Raw genomic sequence first — 18962 nt, forward strand, 5'->3', positions numbered from 1 at the left:
TCGGTTCGACGGCGGACAAGACGGCCGTGCGGCCTCACTTGCCCGTCCACTGGGGGGTTCGCTTCTCGGCGAAGGCTTTCGCGCCTTCCTGCGCGTCCGCGGTGGCGAAGACCGGCCCGATGAGCGCCATCTGCTTCTGCCACATCTCGTCGGGGTGCCACGCGGCCGCCTCGACGATGACCTGCTTGGTCACCGCGACGGCGACCGGCCCGTTGGCGGTGATCCGCTCGGCCAGGGCCAGTGCCCGGTCCAGGGCTTCGCCCGGCTCGGCCAGCTCGTTGACCAGACCCCACGACGCGGCGTCCGCTGCGGTGAAGGTGTCGCCGGTCAGGGACAGTTCCAGCGCCTTCTGGTAGGGGATCCGCCGGGGCAGCCGCAGCAGTGCGCCGCCACCGGCGACCAGGCCGCGCTTGACCTCGGGGACACCGAACTGCGCGGTACGCGAAGCCACGACCAGATCGGTCGCCAGCACCAGTTCGGTGCCGCCGGCCAGGGCGTACCCCTCGACCGCGGCGATGATCGGCTTACGTGGCGGCTTCTCGGTGAAGCCGAGACCTCGACCGGCCACGTACGGGTACTCCCCCGCCGCGAAGGCCTTCAGATCCATTCCGGCACTGAAATTTCCGCCACTGCCGGTCAGTACCGCGACCGACAGTTCGGCGTCGCCGTCGAGTTCGTCCATGGCGTCGGCCAGCCCATGGCTGACCGCGAGATTCACCGCATTGCGTGACTGCGGCCGGTTGATCGTGACGACCAGTGTCCGGCCGCGTCGTTCGACCTGTACCTCATCCGACACAGGCACCTCCTAGTTCTTTCGCTGATTGCCGGGTACTCAGACTTCGATCACCAGGGCGCCGCCCATGCCGCCACCGGCGCACATGGCGCTGACACCGATCCCACCGCCGCGACGGCGCAGCTCGTAGATCAGCGTCGCCACCTGGCGAGCGCCGGAGGCCGAGATCGGGTGGCCGAGGCTGCACCCGCTGCCGGAGAAGTTCACCTTCGACTCGTCGATGCCGTGCTTGCGGCAGGCGGCGATCGGGACCGAAGCGAAGGCCTCGTTGATCTCCCACAGCGCCACATCGGCGACGCTCAGCCCGGCGCGATCGAGCACCTTGCCGACCACCTCGACCGCGGCGAGCCCGTTGTCCGCCGGTGTCACCGCGACATTGGCCCAGGTCCGGACCGTAGCCAGCACCTCGAGACCGGCACCTGCGGCGTAGTCGTCGGCGGTGACGGTGACCGCGGCGGCGGCGTCGTTGATGCCGCTGCTGTTGCCCGCGGTGATGGAGAATCCCTCGATCCCGGGGTGCAGCACCGGCAGCGAGGCCAGCCGCTCGAGGGTGGTGTCGCGGCGGGGATGTTCGTCGACCGCGAAGTCGAGCACCGAGCCGTCGGCCTGGGCCACCTTCAACGGCAGGATCTCCTCGGCGAACCGGCCCTCATCGATCGCGGCGATCGCGCGCTGGTGGGAGCGCAGCGCCCATTCGTCCATCTCCTGGCGGCTGATGCCGACCTTCTTGGCGGTGTTCCAGCCGACCGTGATCGACATGTCGGTCGCCGGGGCGTCGGGGGTCTCCGGATGCGATGGCGGGATCCAGGGCTCGCGGAACTCGAGATCGGGGCCGACGCCGGGCACCCGCCACTTCATCAGCGGGGCCGTGGACAGCGACTGCACGCCACCGGCGACGATGACGCGTTCCACGCCCGCGCTGATGTGCGCGGCTGCGTTGGCGATCGAGGTCAGGCTGCCCGCGCAGTGCCGGTTCACGGCCTGGCCGGGGACGCCGGTCATTCCGGCGGCCACCGCGGCGTGCCGGGCGAGATCGCCGCCGCCGTAGTTCAATTCGGCGAGGATGACATCGTCCACCTCGGCGGGGTCGATACCGGAGCGGCGGACCGCCTCGGTGAGGATCTCGGTGGCGAGGGTCTCCGATGCCACATTGACGAGCGCGCCCTTGAAGGACCGCCCGATCGCGGTCCGTACCGCGCTGACGATGACCGGTTTGGCCATATCTCTCAACCTTCGTCTCTCTGGGCCGCACCGGGCGGTGCGGCGTCGGTCTGTTCGGTGACAGCGGTGGGGTTGCGGGGCGTCACGACGCCGCCGGTGCGCCGGTGGACCGGAGCGTCGCCGCTGCCGCCACCAGATCGAGGTCGTCGGCGCCGAGCAGGTCGCGCGGAAGCGGGGCACCGTCCCCGATCAGGTCCTGTGCGGCGCGGACGTCTTTGGGCCTGCCGACTCCGAGAGCGCCGATCAACCGGTCCTGCGCCAGGGACAGCGCGAGGAAGGAGCCGCCGTCGAGGTCGCCGTGGACGACGAGTTCGTCACCGCGAGTGGGCCATCCGGCGATCTGCAGGGTGCGGCCGAACTGGCTGGTCCAGCACCACGGGACCTCGCGGTAGGGCGATCCGTGACCGAGCACGCTGCGTGCCGCGGCACTGCCGTGTGCCTGGGCATGGTTCCAGTGCTCGACCCGTTCGGTCCCGCCCAGGATCGCGTTGGGGAACCGGGCGACGTCGCCGGCGGCGAACATCGCGGGCGCCGAGGCCGCGCAGTACTCGTCGACGACCACGCCGTCGGCGACCGTGAGCCCGGCGGCCTGGGCCAGGCCGGTCTCCGGTGTCATCCCCACCGCGACGATTACGACATCGCCGCGCCAGGACCGGCCGTCCTCGGCGGACACCGTGGTCACCGCGTCCCTGGTCTCCGCCGCGACCAGCCGCACTCCGGTGTGCACGCCGACCCCGCGATCACGGTGCAGGCGTTCGTAACTCGCCGAGATCGCGCCGGGCAGCACCCGCTCGAGCACCCGGTCGGCGGCCTCGAGCACGGTGACCTCGGCCCCGCTGCCGCGCACGGCGGCGGCCACCTCCATACCGATCAACCCGCCGCCGATGACCAGCACCGACAGGGTCTCGCCGACCTTTCCGGCCGCGCCGAGCACCGGTCGCAGCGCGTCGAGGTCGGCCAGCTGCCGCACCGTATACGCCTCGGGGACGAGGTGGTCCAGCCGTTTCGCGCGACCTCCGGTCGCCAGCACCACACCGTCGTACGCCAGCTCGGATCCGTCCCCGAATTCGACACGGGCGGCAACGGTATCGAGGTGGGTGGCGATCGTGGCAGTGCGCAGCTCGATGCTCATATCCGCCCAGAAGGCCGGCTGTTCGAGCCGGGCCCGCTCCGCGGAGGCCGCGCCGGCCAGCAGTTCCTTGGACACCATCGGCCGCCGGTAGGGCTGCGCCCGTTCGGCACCGGTCAGCACGATCGACCCCGCGAACCCCTCCTTGCGCAAGGTTCTGGCGGCGCTGACGCCGGCGATGCCGGAGCCGACGATCACGATCCGCCCGCGGCGCGGAACCGTCACCGCGCGACCTCGATCATCTCGAAGTCGGATTTCTCCGCACCGCAGTCCGGGCAGGTCCAGTCGTCGGGGATGTCGTCCCAGCGGGTGCCGGGAGCGATACCGTCGTCGGGCCAGCCCAGTTCCTCGTCGTACTCCCAGCCGCAGATGACGCAGCGGAAGAGCTTGCTGGCCGTGGTCGTTTCGGTCATGGTTCACTTCCCCCAGGGCACGGCCTTGACGAATCCGCCTGCGTCCACGCGGATCTGGCTGCCCGTTACGAATCGGGCGGCGTCGGAAGCCAGGAACACGACCATGTTCGAGACGTCCTGCGGCTGGATGTAGGGCACGGGCATGGCCTGCATGGCCGGGAACGCCTGCTCCGCGTCGGCGCGGGTCGGGGCGTCCTTGTCGGGGCGGAAGATCTTGTACATGCCGTCGTTGTGCAGCATGTCGGTGTCCACGTTGGTCGGGTGGACCGCGTTGACCCGGATCGATTGTTTGGCCAGCTGGATCGACAGATCGTTGACGTAGTGCGCGACGACCTGCTTGGCGAAGCTGTAGGCCGAACCGCCCGGCCCCTGCTTGGTGGAGCTGCCCAGCTGCGCGGCCAGCGAACCGGTCGCGATGATCGAGGCGCCCGCGCCCAGGTGCGGCAGACTGGCCTGCACCACGTTGAACACCCCGACCAGATCGGTGTCGATGGTGTCCGACCACGATCGCATGCTCTGCCCGCTGCCCAGCGGCGCGATGCCCGCGTTGGCGACCACGATGTCGAGGCGGCCCAGTGCTTCCGCGCCGGCGGCGACCGCTGCCCAGACCGCGGTGCGGTCACGCACGTCGACGATCGCCGGGTGGCAGCGCCTGCCCTCCTTCTCGACCAGCCGGGCGGTCTCCTCGAGGTCCTCGGGGCGGGCCAGGGGGTAGGTGTTCCCCTCGAGGTCCGCGCAGATGTCGAGGGCGATGATGTCGGCGCCCGCGGCGGCCAGGTTGACCGCGTGCGAGCGTCCCTGTCCGCGGGCCGCGCCCGAGATGACGGCGACCTTGTCGTCCAAACTTCCCACTGATGGCAACCTTTCAGTACTTCTACGGTGGTCGGGGTGCTCGCGGGCTCAGTGCTGTCGCGGGAGCCGGGAGCCGATGGTCTTGGTCTCGAGGTACTGCTGGAAGCCCTCGATGCCGCATTGGCGGCCGACTCCGCTGTTCTTGTAGCCGCCGAACGGCGCGTCAGCGCCGTAGAACATGCCGCCGTTGACGCCGACCGCGCCGGTGCGCAGACGCCGCGCGATCGCCATCGCGCGTTCGTCGCTGCGCGAGAGCACGGCGCCGGCCAGGCCGAACGCGGTGCTGTCGGCGATGCGGACCGCCTCGTCGTCGTCGGAGAACGGGATGACGACGAGTACCGGCCCGAACACTTCCTCCTGCGCGATCGCCAGACCGGGATCCTCGGTCGCGAAGACCGTCGGGGAGAAGAAGTGCCCGTCGGCCAGGTGTCCGGGCAGATCGGTGGGTACCTCGCCACCGGTGACCAGGCGGGCGCCGTCGCGCACCGCCCGCGTGCACGCGGCGCGGACCCGATCCTGCTGTGCGGCACTGATCAGCGGACCGACGAGGGTTTCCGGCAGTGCCGGGTCGCCGACGGGGACCGCGGCGAAGGCCGTCGCGACGGCCTCGACCATGTCGTCGTACATCGAGCGGTGCACCAACATCCGGCTCGTCGCCGCGCAGGCCTGACCCGCGTGCACGCAGACCCCGACGGCGCTGCGCAGGGCCAGCTCCGGCTTCGCGTCGTCGAGCACGATCAGCGCCGACTTCCCGCCCAGCTCGAGGAACGTCCGCTTCATCGTCGCCGCGCCCTGGCGCAGGAGCAGGCGCCCCACCTCGGTCGACCCGGTGAACGAGACCAGATCGACGCGCGGATCGGTGGACAGCAGTCCGGCCACCTCGTTCGACGGCGTGGTCACGATGTTCACCACACCCGGCGGGAAGTCGGTGTGCTCGGCGATCAGCCTGCCGAGCCGGGTGGCGTTCCACGGTGTGTGCGGATCCGGTTTCAGGACAACGGTATTACCCGCTGCCAGGGCGGGGCCGAGCTTGTTGAGCACGACTTCGACGGGGAAGTTCGACGGGCAGATGGCCGCGACGACACCGACCGGTTCCTGCACCACGGTGCGCTTGTTCCGGTCACCGAAGAGGCCGCCGCCCGCGAGCACCCGCTCCCAGGCGAATTCGTCGATGAGCCCGGCCGGATAGCGCAGCGCCTCGGCCAGTGGCCAGTCCAGCTGGGCGTTGTGGGTCGTCATGACCGGGCAGCCGACCTCGGCGACCAGCTCGGTGCGCAGCAGTTCCTTCTCGGCTTCCAGCGCGCTCTGCAGCTGTTCGAGGCAGCGGCGGCGCAGCGCCCGGTCGACCGGCCAGGAACTGTGATCGAACGCCCGCCGCGCGGCGGCGATCGCCCGGGTCATGTCCGCCTCCCCCGCGGCGGCGGTGACGCCGAGCACCGAGCCGGTGGCCGGGCTGCGGTTGTCGAACGTCGCGCCCGACCGCGCGCCGGTCAGCTCACCGTCGATGAGCATGCGCGACTCGGCCTGCGCGGCGGCCACCAGCCCCAGCTCCGGACTCAGTGCGGCCCGCTCGCCGACGACCTCGCTCACATTGCCTCCCGATGACCATCCTGGATGTTTAACTGTAATGATTACCGTATAGTACTTCGGGACACGTATCAATCGCGGGAAAGGAGCACCGATGTCCGGATTGCTCAGTGGCGTCACGGTTGTCGAGCTGGCGTCGTGGACCTATGTGCCGAGCGCCGGCGCGGCACTGGCCGACTGGGGCGCGAATGTCATCAAGGTCGAGGACACCCGGGGCGGAGATCCCTGCCGCAACCTGACCATCGGCGGCCTCGACGGCACCGGCACCGCGGTCCAGGCCAATTTCATGATGGAACTCGGCAATCACGGCAAGCGCAGCATCGGCGTCGACATCAAATCCGACCAGGGCAGGCGGATCCTGGGCCGCCTCATCGCCGAAGCCGACGTCTTCCTGACCAATTGGCTGCCCGCGCCGCTCGAACGCGCCGGGTTGACCGTGCCGCAGATCCGCGAGTTCAACCCGTCGGTGATCATCGCGCGCGGCAGCGGCCACGGCAGCCGTGGCCCGGAGAAGAACCGGGGCGGTTTCGACGCGGCGAGCTACCTGGCCCGCGCGGGCGTGGCCTACGCCCTGTCCCCGACCGACGCCGAGTTCCCGATGGCACAGGGCCCCGCCTTCGGCGATCTCCAAGGCGGCATCACGCTGGCCGGTGGCGTCACCGCCGCGCTGTTCCATCGCGAGCGCACCGGCCACGCGCCGATCGTCGACAGTTCGCTGCTCGCCCAGGGCATGTGGTCGGTCGCGCCCGATATCGCCGCCGCCGACTACTACGCCATCGACCGGATTCCGGCGGGCGAGGCGGGCACCGCCCTCAACCCCGCCGTCAACCGCTACCGCACCCGGGACAACCGCTGGGTGCAACTGGTGCTGCTGCAGGCCGATCGGTTCTGGGCCGGCTTCTGCGAGCGCATCGGCCGCCCCGATCTGGGCACCGACCCACGGTTCACCCCACTCGCCAATCTGGTCGTCAACCAGGAAGCCGCCACCACCGAGCTGCGCGAGACCTTCGCCGAGGCGGACCTCGCCCACTGGCAGAAGGCCCTCGCGGACGAGCCGGGCGTGTGGGCCACCATCGCCAGCCCCCGGGAAGTGCTGACCGACCCCCAGGTCAGCGCCAACGGCTACCTCATGACCATGACCGACAGCGGCGGCACCGAGTACCGCACGGTCGCCGCCCCGGTCCAGTTCGACGAGACCCCGGCTCCGGCCAGCCGCGCACCCGAGTACGGCGAACACACCGAGACGATCCTGCTCGAGATCGGCCTGAGCTGGGACGACATCGTCGCGGCCAAGGACAGCGGCGCGATCCTGTGACCGAGACGGGGAAGCGGTACCTCAGCTGCCCGTGCGGCGAGTGGCTGACCGGCGCCGACGAAGACGACCTCGTCGACCGAGCTCGGCAGCACTTGATCGAGAGCCATCCCGACCACAGCTACACCAGGGAACAAATCCTCTTCCTGGCCCACTAGCCCTGCGGAAATCTTTATAGTAATACTTACGGTAACTCAGTTAGGAGAGTGCTCGTGGACAAGAACGATATGATCCTGATCAGCGTCGATGACCACATCATCGAACCGCCGGACATGTTCGCCGAACACCTGCCGAAGAAATACGCCGCCGACGCTCCGCGCCTGGTGCATACCCCCGACGGTGCCGATGTCTGGAAGTTTCGCGACACCGTCATCCCGAATGTCGCCCTCAATGCCGTGGCGGGGCGGCCGAAAGAGGAGTACGGCCTCGAGCCCGACGGCCTCGACGAGATCCGGCCGGGCTGTTTCGACGTGCACGAGCGCATCAAGGACATGAACGCAGGCGGCATCCTGGCGTCGATGAACTTCCCCTCCTTCCCCGGCTTCGCGGGCAGGCTGTTCGCGACCGAGGATTCGGACTTCTCGCTGGCGCTCGTCCGGGCCTACAACGACTGGCACATCGATGAGTGGTGCGGCGCCTACCCCGGCCGCTTCATCCCGATGGCGCTGCCGGTGATCTGGGACGCCGAGCTGTGCGCCGCCGAGGTCCGCCGGGTCGCGGCCAAGGGCGTCCATTCGCTGACCTTCAGTGAGAATCCGGCGGCGCTGGGTTACCCCAGTTTCCATGACCCGTACTGGAATCCGCTGTGGAAGGCACTCGTCGATACCGACACCGTGCTGAGTGTGCACATCGGGTCGTCGGGGCGGCTGTCCATTCCCGCGGTCGACTCCCCGCCGGACGTGATGATCACGCTGCAACCCCTCAACATCGTGCAAGCGGCGGCCGATCTGCTCTGGTCCCGGCCCGTCAAGGACTACCCCGACCTGAAGATCGCGCTGTCCGAGGGCGGCACGGGCTGGATCCCGTATTTCCTGGAACGGGTGGACCGCACCTTCGAGATGCATTCGACCTGGACGTTGCAGAACTTCGGCGGCAAATTGCCCTCGGAGGTGTTCCGCGACCACTTCCTCACCTGCTTCATCAGCGATCCGGTCGGTGTCCGCCTCCGGCACGAGATCGGTGTCGACAACATCTCCTGGGAGATGGACTACCCGCACAGCGACTCCATGTGGCCCGACGCTCCCGAGGTGTTGTTCGCGCTGCTCGAGCAGGAGCAGGTGCCCGACGACGAGATCGACAAGATCACGCACCTGAACGCGATGCGCTGGTACTCCTTCGACCCGTTCCAGCACATCCCCAGGGAGCAGGCCACCGTCGGCGCGCTGCGTGCCGCCGCGGCCGACCACGACGTCAGTATCCGGTCCCGCAGCCAGCGGACCACCTCGGCGGCCGAGGACAAGCTGGCCGCCTTCCAGGCCCAGATCAAGGCAGCCACCGCGCACACCGCGAGCTGACCGGTACGACCGCGCGCCACCCCGGAACACATTCGGGGTGGCCGCCTCCGCTGTGAACCGATGAGGTGAGATCTTGAGCATTTCCGTGCTCCTCGAGATGGCCGCGGCCACCCGGCCCGACCACAACGCCGTCGTCGCCGACGGCACCACGACCACCGTGGCCGAGCTGAGCGGCCTGGCCGACCGCGCGGCGGGCCTGATCGACTCGGCGGGTGTGGGCCATGTCGCCTACGTCGGCACCGGCGGAATCATGCTGCCGCTGCTGCTGTTCGGGTCCGCGCGGGCGGGTCGCGCGTTCACCCCACTCAACTACCGCCTCGGCGCGAGCGCACTGCTGGAGCTCATCGCGCGACTCCCCACACCGCTGGTCGTCGCCGACGACGAGTACGCCGATATCGTCGCGAGGACCGGCACGCAGGTGATCAGCTCCGCGCTCTTCTGCACCGCGATCCGCGACGCCGCCGGCGACACCACGATCAGCGAGCCCGCTCCCGAGGACACGGCGGTCCTGCTGTTCACCTCGGGCACGACCGCACAGCCCAAGGCCGTCGAACTCACCCACGCCAACCTGACGAGCTATGTCATGGGCACCGTCGACTTCGGCTCCGCCGCACCGACGGACGCGGCCCTGATCTGTGTCCCGCCGTACCACATCGCCGGTGTGGGTGCCGCCCTGTCGAACCTCTATGCCGGCCGGACCACGGTGTATCTGCGCCAGTTCGACGCGCAACGCTGGATCACGCTGGTCCGGGAGAAAGCCGTCACCAACGCGACGGTCGTGCCGACGATGCTCGACCGGATCGTCACCGCCCTGCGCGCGGCGCCGGGGCCAGGACTGCCGAGCCTGCGCACCCTCGCCTACGGTGGTTCCCGCGCGCCGATGCCGCTGGTCCGCGCGACCCTCGAGCTGCTGCCGGAGGTCGGCCTCGTCAACGCCTACGGGCTCACCGAGACCAGCTCGACCATCGCGGTGTCGACACCGGAGGATCATCGGATCGCCTTCGCGGCGACCGATCCCGCGATCGCCCGCAGGCTCGGTTCGGTCGGACGGGCGGTGCCGGGCATCGAACTGCAGATCCGGGCCGAGGACGGAACCGTCCTGGCGCCCGGCGAGATCGGCGAGCTCTTCGTCCGGGGCCCACAGGTGTCCGGGGTCTATCGTGGCCTCGGCTCGGTGCTCGACGACGACGGATGGTTCCCGACCAGGGACCTGGCCGCGTTGGACGCCGACGGCTATCTGTTCATCGGTGGGCGCTCCGACGACACCATCATCCGCGGCGGCGAGAACATCGCCCCGGCCGAGCTCGAGGACGTCCTGGTCGAGCATCCCGAGGTGGCCCAGGTGGCTGTCGTCGGCCTACCGGACCAGCAGTGGGGCCAGATCCTGGTCGCCGTTGTCGTGCCGGTCCCCGGTGCGGCCCCGGACCCGGAACGGCTGCGCGAACACGTCCGCGCGAACCTGCGCGGTTCTCGTACTCCGGACCGGGTCGTCTTCCGGACAGACCTCCCGACCAACCCCACAGGCAAGATCCTGCGGCGCGATCTCGTCGACGAGCTCTCCGCCGCGACCACCACCCGAGGAGCATCGTGATCACCAGCGGAACCCGCCTCGAAAGCCAGGTCTGCGACACCCAGGTCATCGTCATCAAAGCCACCGACGCCATCGCGGGCTTGCGCTGTGGTGGCACCCCCATGGTGAACCTGGGCGCGGCCAAGGACGCACACGCGGTCATCGACCCGGATTTCGCCGACGGGACCGCCGTCGGCAAGCGTTACGTCCACGCCACCGGCGCCGAGATCCTGGTCACCCGTGCGGGTGTTGGCACCCTGGACGTCGATGCGGTGCCCCTGGATCTCAAGGAAGCCAAGCAACTTCCGTCCAGCGACTGAGCGGCACGAGACACCGACGGCGCTCCTGCACGAAAGGCAGGAGCGCCGTTGGTGTTTCGTGGTGCCGACCGGGTCAGCGCCAGGCGGCCAGCAGTTCTTCGGTCGTGGTGATCGTGGCGATCATCGACAGCGTGTTCTCGATCATCGCCGCCCCGTACGCGCGGGGGATGCCTGCCACGGCGTCCCGGGGCACCACCACGTCGTAGGCGGCGTTGACCGCGTCCATCACCAGATTCGGGATGGCCACATTCAGCGAGACGCCCACCGCGACCACTGTCGTCACCCCGAGGTTGCGCAGCACCGCGTCGAGGTCGGTGCCACCCATGGGACCGAGCCCGTGCCTGCGCCGCAGCACCAGATCACCTGACTCGGGCCCGAATTCGGGCAGCAATGCGGTGGCCTCGGTATCGGGCTCCAGCGGAACGCCGCGCGCGCCGAGGGCGAACAGCTTCGCGTTGTGGTTGGACCCGAGGCCATCGGGCCGACGCCAGACCAGGCAGTGCACCACCCGCACGCCGGCCGCCCTGGCCGCGGGGAGCAGGGCGCCGATCGCGGGCAACGCGGTATCGCGGGCCTCCTCGGCCAGCGCGCGCAGCCCGGCCGACGCGCCGACCACCGCACCCTGGAGTTCCTGGGTGACGATGGCCGTGTGGCCGGGCGCCGCGAGCTCGGCCAGCGACCTGCGCGTCATGCCGGAGCCCGCGGGCACAGCGTGGTCATGTCCGTACCGGCGCGTCCACCGGCGGCACGTCGTAGAACTGTTTCGCCCACTTGCGCAGGGACAGATACGGTTTGGCGTCCTTGGGTGAAAGCGGCGGGTGCTCCACGTATTTCTGGTACCGCCAGATGCTCAGGTCCTCCCAGACCGTGACCAGGAACTGTTTCTCCACCCGCGCCCGGACTTCCGGTGGCGGAACATCGGATTCGTCACCGGGATTGCGCGGCCACCAGATCGAATAGAACAGGTCCGAGGATTCGTCGTCGACCGGGGTGGTGGCGAAGATCAGCCGATGCCGGGACGAGCCCTCGAACGCGCTGATCGAACCACCGAGACCGAACATCTGCGCGTGGATCTTCAGCGCCATCTTGTCCGGGTCGTCGCTGCGCGCGTCGGGCCAGCCGGTCAAGAACGACCAGGTGTGATCGACGGCGCTGTAGTCGAGCATCTGCGGGGTGACGGTCGCACCGTGGACATACTCGAAATGCAGACTGTCCGGACCATTTTCGAGCACGACCTGCGGATGCACCGGCTCGCGTTCGGTCTTGCTCGAGAACTCCGGATAGGGCCGGTAGTAGTCGACGGGATCGGAGCCCAGTTCCGGGAACATGCGCAGGATGTCGGGCATCTCCCACGACGGCGGGTTGCCTTCGGGGTGATGCCACAGGAAGACACACCCGTTCTGTTCGTTCACCGGATACACCTGCAGCCGCAGGCCGCGGTTGACCCGGTCTTCGCCGGGGATGTGCCGGTTCCTGCCGTCGGGGCCCCACCGCCAGCCGTGGAACGGGCACTCGACACAGTCGCCGACCACCTTGCCGCCGTGGCCGAGGTGCGCGCCCAGATGTTTGCAGTGCCCGGTGAGGATGTGCAGTTCCCCGGCCTCGTCCCGGTAGGCGACGAGATCCTCACCGAAGTAGTGCAGCGGCTTGGTCTCCCCCTGCGGGAATTCCGCGGACCAACCGACCATGAACCAGCCGGTGACTTTCCAGGTGAACGGGACTTTCACAGGGCACCTCCTGTGCCGGATGGGGTACTCGGACATGTACGGGATCGCATAGCCTGCTCCCGATCAGGTCGTCACGATGGTCGCGCCCGCGGTGCCGGGCGCACCGTAGAGCAGGGCGAATCCGGCCTTGGGGCCGCCGGCGACCTGGCGCTCACCGGCGGTGCCGCGCAGTTGCAGCACCAGCTCGTGCAATTGGCGCATGCCCGAAGCGCCGATCGGTTCCCCGTTCGCGATGAGCCCCCCGTCGGTGTTCACCGGCAGTGTCCCGGAGATCTCGGTCGCCCCTTCGGCGATCAGCCGTTCCTGCTCGCCGTCGGCGCAGAAACCCGCCTCGGCCATGTGGATGACCTCCGCGCCCGCGTCGGTGTCCTGCAACTGGACCACGTCGATGTCGACCGGGGCGATGCCCGCGCTCTCGAAGGCCGCGCGGGCGGCGAACACCGACGGCGACGCGACCTCCTGCACGGGCGCGTAGGTGGTATTCACCTCGTAGGCACCGTAAGTGCGGGTGCGTACCTCCACCGCCCGGACGTAGATCGGCGTACTGGTGAACCGGTGCGCGATATCGGCGCGGCACATGATCACCGCGGCGGCGCCTTCGTCCGGCGCACAGAACATGTAGTGGGTCAGTGGATAGTTCAGCATGGGCGCGGCGAGGATGTCGGCCTCGGCGACCGGCTTGCGGCGGAAGGCATTCGGATTGAGCACACCGTTGCGGTAGTTCTTGGCGGCGACCTTGGCGAGGGTGTCCACCGAGATGCCGTGGTCGTGCAGGTAGCGGTTGGCTTTCATCCCGAAGAACTGGGTGGTCAGGTACTGACCGTTCTCGCCGTACCATTTCGGCATCCCCACCAGGGTGGGGTCGACGGTGAACGCGCCGCGTGGATGCTTGTCCATGCCGATCGCGATGCCGATGTCGTATTTGCCGAGCCGGATCGCGTCCGCACAGGCCTCGGTGGCCGACGCCGAGGTGGCGCACGCGTTGAACACGTTGGTGAACGGGATCCCGGTCAGGCCCATCAGCGACACGATGGCATCGGGGTTGGCGACCTCCCAGCTGCCGCCGACGGCGAATTGGATGTCCCGCCACTCCAGGCCGGCGTCGGCCAGGGCCGCGCGGATCGCGTCGGTCCCCATCTGCATGGCGGTCTTGCCTGGAAAGCGACCGAACGGGTGCATACCCACACCGATGATCGCGACCTCGTTGGTCATCTCAGAAGTTCCTGTCCGTCAGGCGGGCTGGAAGGCGAAGGTGAAAACCTCGTTGCCTTCGGCGTCGGTACCGAGCGGGATGCTGGTCAGCACGACACTCATCCCGAATGTCAAAGTCGCCGGATCGTTCTCGGTCAGCCGCCCCTCGATCCGGATGATGTCGCCGAGCTGGACCAGCCCGACGCCGAACGGAACGAAGGTATCCGCGGTCTCGTCGCCGAGATACGGTGCGCCGGGCAGGAATCCCTGCGTGGTCCAGGCGACGAGGGTGCCCGTGCGTGGCAACGTGATCGGCTCGATCGCGGGCTTGCTACAGCGCGGGCACAGGTCCTGGACCGGGAACACCGAGGCGCCGCAGTCGCCGCACGCTCCGGCGATCAGCTGGAAGTCCGGCTCCGGCCAGGTGGATATCTCGGGGGCGATCATTCTCTGCATCAGTCGTTCCTCTTCGTCGAATTCGTCACCAGGTCTCCGGCTCGCACCGCGCATTCCTCGACGAAGGCCAGCAGCCCGAGGTGATAGCCCGCGGCGCCGAAGCCGGCGCTCATGTTGTGGCCACATCCGGCCTGTTCGTAGTTCACGACCCGGGGCGCCACGGTGAACATCGCGGCCAGCTCGCGCACCGCGCCGGGATCGGTGCGCCACACCCGTTCGTGCTCGGCGTGGGTCAGCCGCACCGGGATCCGCACCTGCTCGGCGAGCACCGGGAAGTCCGTCGGCCACTCCCGCACGACCACGTTCTCGTAGACCGGGGTCGCCGAGGACAGGGACCGGCCGCCGAACACCTCGGGTGGGTAGCTGTCCGGCGGGCTCCACAGCAGGTCCCGGATGCCGCCGGGGCGCCGGGTGCGGTGGATTTCCTCGATGACCCGGATCGCGGCGGGTTGCTTGTGCACGCCGGTGCCTGCCAGCTCGAGGCCGAGCAGGTCGTGCCCGCGGGGGTCGGCGGCTATCCGGGCCGCCAGATCGCAGCCGGCCGAATGCCCGAGCACGAACACGCCCGCGCCGCGCGGGTCGGTGCCGAGCAGCGCGTCGATCGCGGTGAAGGTGGCGTCGACCCGCTGCTGGGGCGGGTCGAAGGAGCGATCCCACGGCGCGGATTCGCCGTAGCCGGGGCGGTCGAGCGCCAGCACCGTGAACCCCAGCCGCGCGCCGAGGCGGAGCAGCGACAACCACGGCCGGTCGGGCAGGTCGAAGTACTGTGCGGTGGTGGCGCCGCCGTGCAGCGCGACCACCACCGCGCGTGGCTCGGCGACCTCGGCGCACAGGGCCGAGAACCTCATGCCTGCCACGTCGACCGTGCGGGTGGCCACCGGACCGGTGGTGGCCGGACCGTTCTCGTCACTCATGCGTCCCTCCGCAACAACATCACTCCGCTGGGGGTCAGTCCCCCGCTGCTGACGACCGCGACGCGGGCGTCCGATATCTGCCGCTGTCCCGCCTGCCCGCGCAACTGGGTGACCGCCTCGTGGATCAGGCCCATGCCGTGCGTGCGCCCGTGCGAGAGCTGACCGCCGTGGGTGTTGAGCGGCAGAACGCCGTCGCGGGCGATGTTGACGCCGCCGGCCAGGAAGTCCTTCGCCTCACCGATGCCGCAGAAGCCGAGGGCTTCGATCCAGGACAGGCAGTTGAAGGTGAAGCCGTCGTACAGCTGGGCGACATCCACGTCGTCGGGGCGCAGGTCGGTGCGTGACCACAGGTGGGCGGCCTGGCCGAGCACCTGCGGTTCGTGGGTGAGGGTGCTCTGATCCCATTCCAGGCGCTCGGCGATCTGCGTTCCGACCGCTTCCACCAGGACGGCGGGCTGGGCCAGATCGGCCGCGGTTTCGCGCGCGGAGACGACCACGGCCACGGCGCCGTCGCAGGGGACGTCGCAGTCGTAGAGACCGAACGGGGTGGTGATCGTGCGCGCGGACAGGTAGTCGTCCATGGTCAGCGGATCCCGGTAGATCGCGCTCGGGTCCAGCGCCGCGTTGGCGCGCTGGTTGAGCGCGATCCAGCCCAGGGTCTCCCGGTCGGTACCGTAGCGGTGGAAGTGCCGTTGCGCGGTCTGGGCCAGCAGGTGCGCGGCCGACACGGCACCGAAGGGCACCAGCCAGGGATCGGTGATGCCGCCCGACGGGGTGATCCGCCCGGTGCGCACGAGTTCGCCGTAGCTCGACTCCCAGACCGTGCGGAAGCACAGAACGTGCCGGGCCAGCCCGCCGGCGACGGCGAGCATGGCCGCGATCACCGATCCGCCGGGCCCGAAGGTTTCCGCGCCACCGTTGTGCCAGGTCGGGTACAGGCCGAGTGCCGATTCCACCGCGGTGACGCCGCCCTCACCGAACGGCCCGAAGTCGCCGGATCCGGGGTAGGTCGACAGTCCATCGATGTCGTCGAAGGACAGTCCCGCGTCCTGCACCGCCGCCCGGCACGCCTGCACCGTCAGCGACATCGGGTCGGCCAGGAGCCGACGGCCGATCCGGGACCGGCCGATGCCGGTGATCGCGACCCGGTCCTCGAACTTGGCCCCGGTCACCGGCCCGCGAATCCGCTCACGCAGCCGTGCCGGTTCCACCGGATCGGTGGGTAGCGCCGAAAGCGGTTGCGCCGCCACTGGATCCGCCGGCCGGAACAGCGGCAGCCAGCTCCGGCCCGCCTGCTGGAACTCCACGACCATCCGCTGTCCCAGCGCGAGATCGGCCGGGTCGGCACCGATCACGTTGGTGGTCAACCGAACCCGGTCGTCCTCGGCGATGGCGACCTGGGCGACAACATACGGTGCGGGCAGACCGGGCACCGTGAAGCGGTGGTTGACGGTGAATCCGACCAGCGTGGCGTATCCGGAGACCGCCTCGATGTCGAAGTCCTCGCCCCGGCAGTACCGGCACACCGGCCGCGGTGGATGCACGAGCGCGGCGCACGACCGGCACTGCCGGAAGCGCAGCAGTCCGTCGGCGCCGGAGGCCCAATAGAATTCGGTCTCCGGCGTCGTCGGCGGTGGCAGCCGCTGGGTGTCCTCGGCCACGGGTACTCCCTCCGAGCCGGTCAGCTCGCCGTGGCCTTCGGCGTGGCGAGCGGTGCGTAGGTGGGCCTGCCGAGTCCGAGGATGTGCTGGGCGATCATGTTGCGGAACACCTCGAGGGTGCCGCCGTAGATGCCGCACAGCGGCGCCCATCGGAAGATGTATTCCATGCCGCCGTCGTCGGCCGCGCCCTCGGTGCCGATCGGCAGCGCGGCGGCGGGCCCGAGAATGTCCATCAGGTCCGGGGAGATGTCGCGCATGGTCTGGGCGATGGCCACCCGGCCGAACATGTGCGGCGCGGACAGGGCCGCTTCCATCCGGGCGATGCTACGGCCCAGCCGCAACGCCACCGAGCGGTCGTCGAGCAGCCGCTGCCCACCGGGCCCCGGCGTCGCCGCGATCGCGGTGACCCGGTCGACCGAGGTCGCCATCATGGTGCCCTGGTGCACGAGGATCGACACGTCCTGCAGTCCGTCGGCTTCGGCGTCGACCACGCCGTGTTCGGTACTGAGCGGACCCATCAGGACCGACCAGCCCTCGTTGACCGCGCCGAGGCGGTACCTGTCGTCGACCCGGACATCGCTGTAGTACACGATGTTCGTGCGGTCGCCGTCGACCGTCTTGATGCCCTGGATCTCGATGCCCGGACTGTCCAGCGGCACCAGGAACATGGTGAGGCTCTTGTGTTTACGCGCCTCGGGGTCGGTGTTGGTGATCAGGAAGACGTACTGGCAGTTGTGCGCACCGGTGGTGAACATCTTCGAGCCGTTGATCACCCACTGGTCGCCGTCGCGCACCGCCCTGGTCTTGCACATCGCGACATCGGATCCGCCCTCGGGTTCGGTGTAGCCCAGGCACAGCCGGATCTCGCCGCGCTCGAGCCCCGGCAGCACTTCGGCCTGCAGTTCCGCCGAACCGTGCGAGCGCACCGAGGTCGCCACGATGGCGGTGGTGCCCCAGGTGACCCAGGGGATGTGCACCCGCCGCTTCTCCAGGTCCCACAGGCGCCTGCGCAGCCTGCCGAGTCCCCCGTCGCTCTCGTCGGCGAGTTCGGCGCTCAGCCAGCCGGCCGCACCGAGGGCCAGATGGACGCCCTCGTCGAAGTTGTCACCGGTCTCGCGATCCCGGCGCCGCACCTCGTCGGTGACGTGGGTGGTGAGGAACTCCCGTGCCCCGTCGAGGAATTCCTGATCCTCGCTGGACAGTTCGACGCGTGAGAAATCCATGTTCGTACTCCGTTTCTAGGCGGTCGCCGCGGCGAAGAGTTCGGCGACCTGCACCGCGCTGGCTCCGAGGTCACCGCCGGCCAACGGCCAGCCCCTGGCCCGGAGCAGGTAGGACGCGGCCGCCGATTCCTCGGACACTCCGAGACCGCCTTGGACGTGGGTCGCCGTGGTCGCCGCTCTGGGCGCCGCTTCGGCGATGTAGACGAAGGCGGCGGCGGGCAGACCCGGCTGCACGGTGGGTTCGTGTTCGAGGAACCAGGCCGCGCGCCGGGTCAGGTTGCGGGCGGCGTGGACGGTGATCGCGATATCGGCCAGCGGGTGCGAGATGCCCTGCAGCGTCGAGATCGGCACGCCCATCGTGTAGCGGGTGGTCGCGAACTCCGCGGCGATCCGCAAGGTCTCCTCGACGAGCCCGACCAGGGCCGCCGCGGTGAGTACCCGCCATTCGTCCAGCGCGCGATCGTATTCGGCCAGGGCCGCCGCCCCCGCGGCCAGCACCGTCCGGTGATCGGCCGCGGCGGGATCCACCCACGCCATCGGCAGTTTGCCGATGTTGGCGACCGGCGTCGGACGGGTGTCGAAGCCGAGCTCGACGATCTCCTCGCCGTCACGCACGATGATCCGGTCGGCCGCGGCGGCGGCGCCGACGAGTCGCCGCCCCGTCGCGGAATCGACGCGGGTGTCGAGCGCGACCAGGCGCTCGCCCTCGACGACGGCGCGACCTGCCGCGCCGGTCAGCGCGCCGAGGCGGGCGAGCAGCCGGGCGGCGCAGACGTGGTCGATCCACGGCACCGGAGCGAGCGCACGGCCGAGTTCCTCGGCGACCAGCGACAGGTCGACCAGCGTCGCACCGTCACCACCGGCGGCTTCGGGCAGTGCCATCGTGGTGGCGCCGGTGGCGCACAGCTGTTCCCACAGGTCCTTGTCGAAGCCGGATTCCTCGGCGGCCCGGACGGTGTCGATCGGACTCCGCGAGCGGAAGAACTTCGCGTAGACGGCCTGGAGTTCGGTCTGGTCGGCGGACAGGGAGTAGTCCTGCCTGCGCAATTCGTAACGGTCCATTGTGGTTTGCTCCTGAT

At 69.5% G+C, this 18962-nt stretch carries 19 protein-coding genes; 5 read left to right on the forward strand and 14 right to left on the reverse strand.

Annotated elements, in window-relative coordinates:
• Positions 1–34: 34 nt before the first annotated feature.
• The 6 genes from AB0H54_RS22410 to AB0H54_RS22435 all read right to left on the reverse strand — a co-directional run bounded on the left by AB0H54_RS22410 (position 35) and on the right by AB0H54_RS22435 (position 5920).
• Complete coding sequence (locus AB0H54_RS22410; protein WP_357347452.1) at positions 35–796, reverse strand: crotonase/enoyl-CoA hydratase family protein; 762 nt, start codon at positions 794–796, stop codon at positions 35–37.
• A gap of 36 nt (positions 797–832) precedes the next feature.
• Positions 833–2014: a thiolase family protein gene (locus AB0H54_RS22415; protein WP_357347454.1), complete on the reverse strand. Its 1182-nt coding sequence runs from the start codon at positions 2012–2014 to the stop codon at positions 833–835.
• An 82-nt stretch (positions 2015–2096) separates the two neighbouring features.
• Positions 2097–3368 (reverse strand): FAD-dependent oxidoreductase, encoded by a 1272-nt coding sequence (locus AB0H54_RS22420; protein WP_357347456.1) that lies wholly within the window; start codon positions 3366–3368, stop codon positions 2097–2099.
• Entirely contained in the window at positions 3365–3556 is a 192-nt protein-coding gene (locus AB0H54_RS22425; RefSeq protein ID WP_355278275.1) for a rubredoxin, read from the reverse strand. The genes AB0H54_RS22420 and AB0H54_RS22425 overlap by 4 nt, the downstream gene beginning before the upstream one ends.
• A gap of 3 nt (positions 3557–3559) precedes the next feature.
• Positions 3560–4408 carry a mycofactocin-coupled SDR family oxidoreductase gene (locus AB0H54_RS22430; protein ID WP_357347458.1) on the reverse strand — a complete coding sequence of 283 codons (849 nt, stop codon included), beginning with the start codon at positions 4406–4408 and terminating at the stop codon, positions 3560–3562.
• A 48-nt stretch (positions 4409–4456) separates the two neighbouring features.
• The gene (locus tag AB0H54_RS22435) at positions 4457–5920 is read right to left on the reverse strand and encodes an aldehyde dehydrogenase family protein (RefSeq protein WP_357347572.1); all 1464 of its coding nucleotides are present in this window, start codon (positions 5918–5920) and stop codon (positions 4457–4459) included.
• A 169-nt stretch (positions 5921–6089) separates the two neighbouring features.
• Here AB0H54_RS22435 and AB0H54_RS22440 point away from each other — a divergent pair, with 169 nt between their 5' ends.
• The 5 genes from AB0H54_RS22440 to AB0H54_RS22460 all read left to right on the forward strand — a co-directional run bounded on the left by AB0H54_RS22440 (position 6090) and on the right by AB0H54_RS22460 (position 10711).
• Positions 6090–7310: a CoA transferase gene (locus AB0H54_RS22440; RefSeq protein ID WP_357347460.1), complete on the forward strand. Its 1221-nt coding sequence runs from the start codon at positions 6090–6092 to the stop codon at positions 7308–7310.
• The gene (locus AB0H54_RS22445; protein ID WP_357347462.1) at positions 7307–7465 is read left to right on the forward strand and encodes a DUF1059 domain-containing protein; all 159 of its coding nucleotides are present in this window, start codon (positions 7307–7309) and stop codon (positions 7463–7465) included. Before AB0H54_RS22440 ends, AB0H54_RS22445 begins: the two co-directional genes overlap by 4 nt.
• A 54-nt stretch (positions 7466–7519) precedes the next feature.
• On the forward strand, positions 7520–8821 hold the full coding sequence (locus tag AB0H54_RS22450) for an amidohydrolase family protein (RefSeq protein ID WP_357347464.1): 1302 nt from the start codon (positions 7520–7522) through the stop codon (positions 8819–8821).
• Positions 8822–8894: 73 nt separating this feature from the next.
• Positions 8895–10412: a fatty acid--CoA ligase family protein gene (locus AB0H54_RS22455; RefSeq protein WP_357347466.1), complete on the forward strand. Its 1518-nt coding sequence runs from the start codon at positions 8895–8897 to the stop codon at positions 10410–10412.
• Positions 10409–10711: a hypothetical protein gene (locus AB0H54_RS22460; RefSeq protein WP_357347468.1), complete on the forward strand. Its 303-nt coding sequence runs from the start codon at positions 10409–10411 to the stop codon at positions 10709–10711. The genes AB0H54_RS22455 and AB0H54_RS22460 overlap by 4 nt, the downstream gene beginning before the upstream one ends.
• Before the next feature lie 73 nt (positions 10712–10784).
• Here AB0H54_RS22460 and AB0H54_RS22465 read toward each other — a convergent pair whose 3' ends face one another.
• The 8 genes from AB0H54_RS22465 to AB0H54_RS22500 form a co-directional block, all read right to left on the reverse strand.
• A complete protein-coding gene (locus tag AB0H54_RS22465) occupies positions 10785–11402 on the reverse strand; it encodes an isochorismatase family protein (protein ID WP_357347470.1) in 618 nt (205 codons plus the stop codon).
• A 25-nt stretch (positions 11403–11427) separates the two neighbouring features.
• Positions 11428–12438, reverse strand: a complete 1011-nt coding sequence (locus tag AB0H54_RS22470; RefSeq protein ID WP_357347472.1) for a Rieske 2Fe-2S domain-containing protein — start codon at positions 12436–12438, stop codon at positions 11428–11430.
• Between the two features lie 63 nt (positions 12439–12501).
• Positions 12502–13650 (reverse strand): thiolase family protein, encoded by a 1149-nt coding sequence (locus tag AB0H54_RS22475; protein ID WP_357347474.1) that lies wholly within the window; start codon positions 13648–13650, stop codon positions 12502–12504.
• Between the two features lie 18 nt (positions 13651–13668).
• Entirely contained in the window at positions 13669–14085 is a 417-nt protein-coding gene (locus AB0H54_RS22480; RefSeq protein ID WP_357347476.1) for an OB-fold domain-containing protein, read from the reverse strand.
• Positions 14085–14999, reverse strand: a complete 915-nt coding sequence (locus AB0H54_RS22485) for an alpha/beta fold hydrolase (protein WP_357347478.1) — start codon at positions 14997–14999, stop codon at positions 14085–14087. Before AB0H54_RS22485 ends, AB0H54_RS22480 begins: the two co-directional genes overlap by 1 nt.
• On the reverse strand, positions 14996–16660 hold the full coding sequence (locus AB0H54_RS22490; RefSeq protein WP_357347480.1) for an OB-fold domain-containing protein: 1665 nt from the start codon (positions 16658–16660) through the stop codon (positions 14996–14998). The genes AB0H54_RS22485 and AB0H54_RS22490 overlap by 4 nt, the downstream gene beginning before the upstream one ends.
• Positions 16661–16680: 20 nt before the next feature.
• Positions 16681–17883 (reverse strand): acyl-CoA dehydrogenase family protein, encoded by a 1203-nt coding sequence (locus tag AB0H54_RS22495; protein WP_357347482.1) that lies wholly within the window; start codon positions 17881–17883, stop codon positions 16681–16683.
• Between the two features lie 15 nt (positions 17884–17898).
• Entirely contained in the window at positions 17899–18945 is a 1047-nt protein-coding gene (locus AB0H54_RS22500; RefSeq protein WP_357347484.1) for an acyl-CoA dehydrogenase, read from the reverse strand.
• Positions 18946–18962 lie beyond the last annotated feature (17 nt).

It is taken from the genome of Nocardia sp. NPDC050718, from assembly GCF_040654235.1.
GTDB lineage: Bacteria > Actinomycetota > Actinomycetes > Mycobacteriales > Mycobacteriaceae > Nocardia.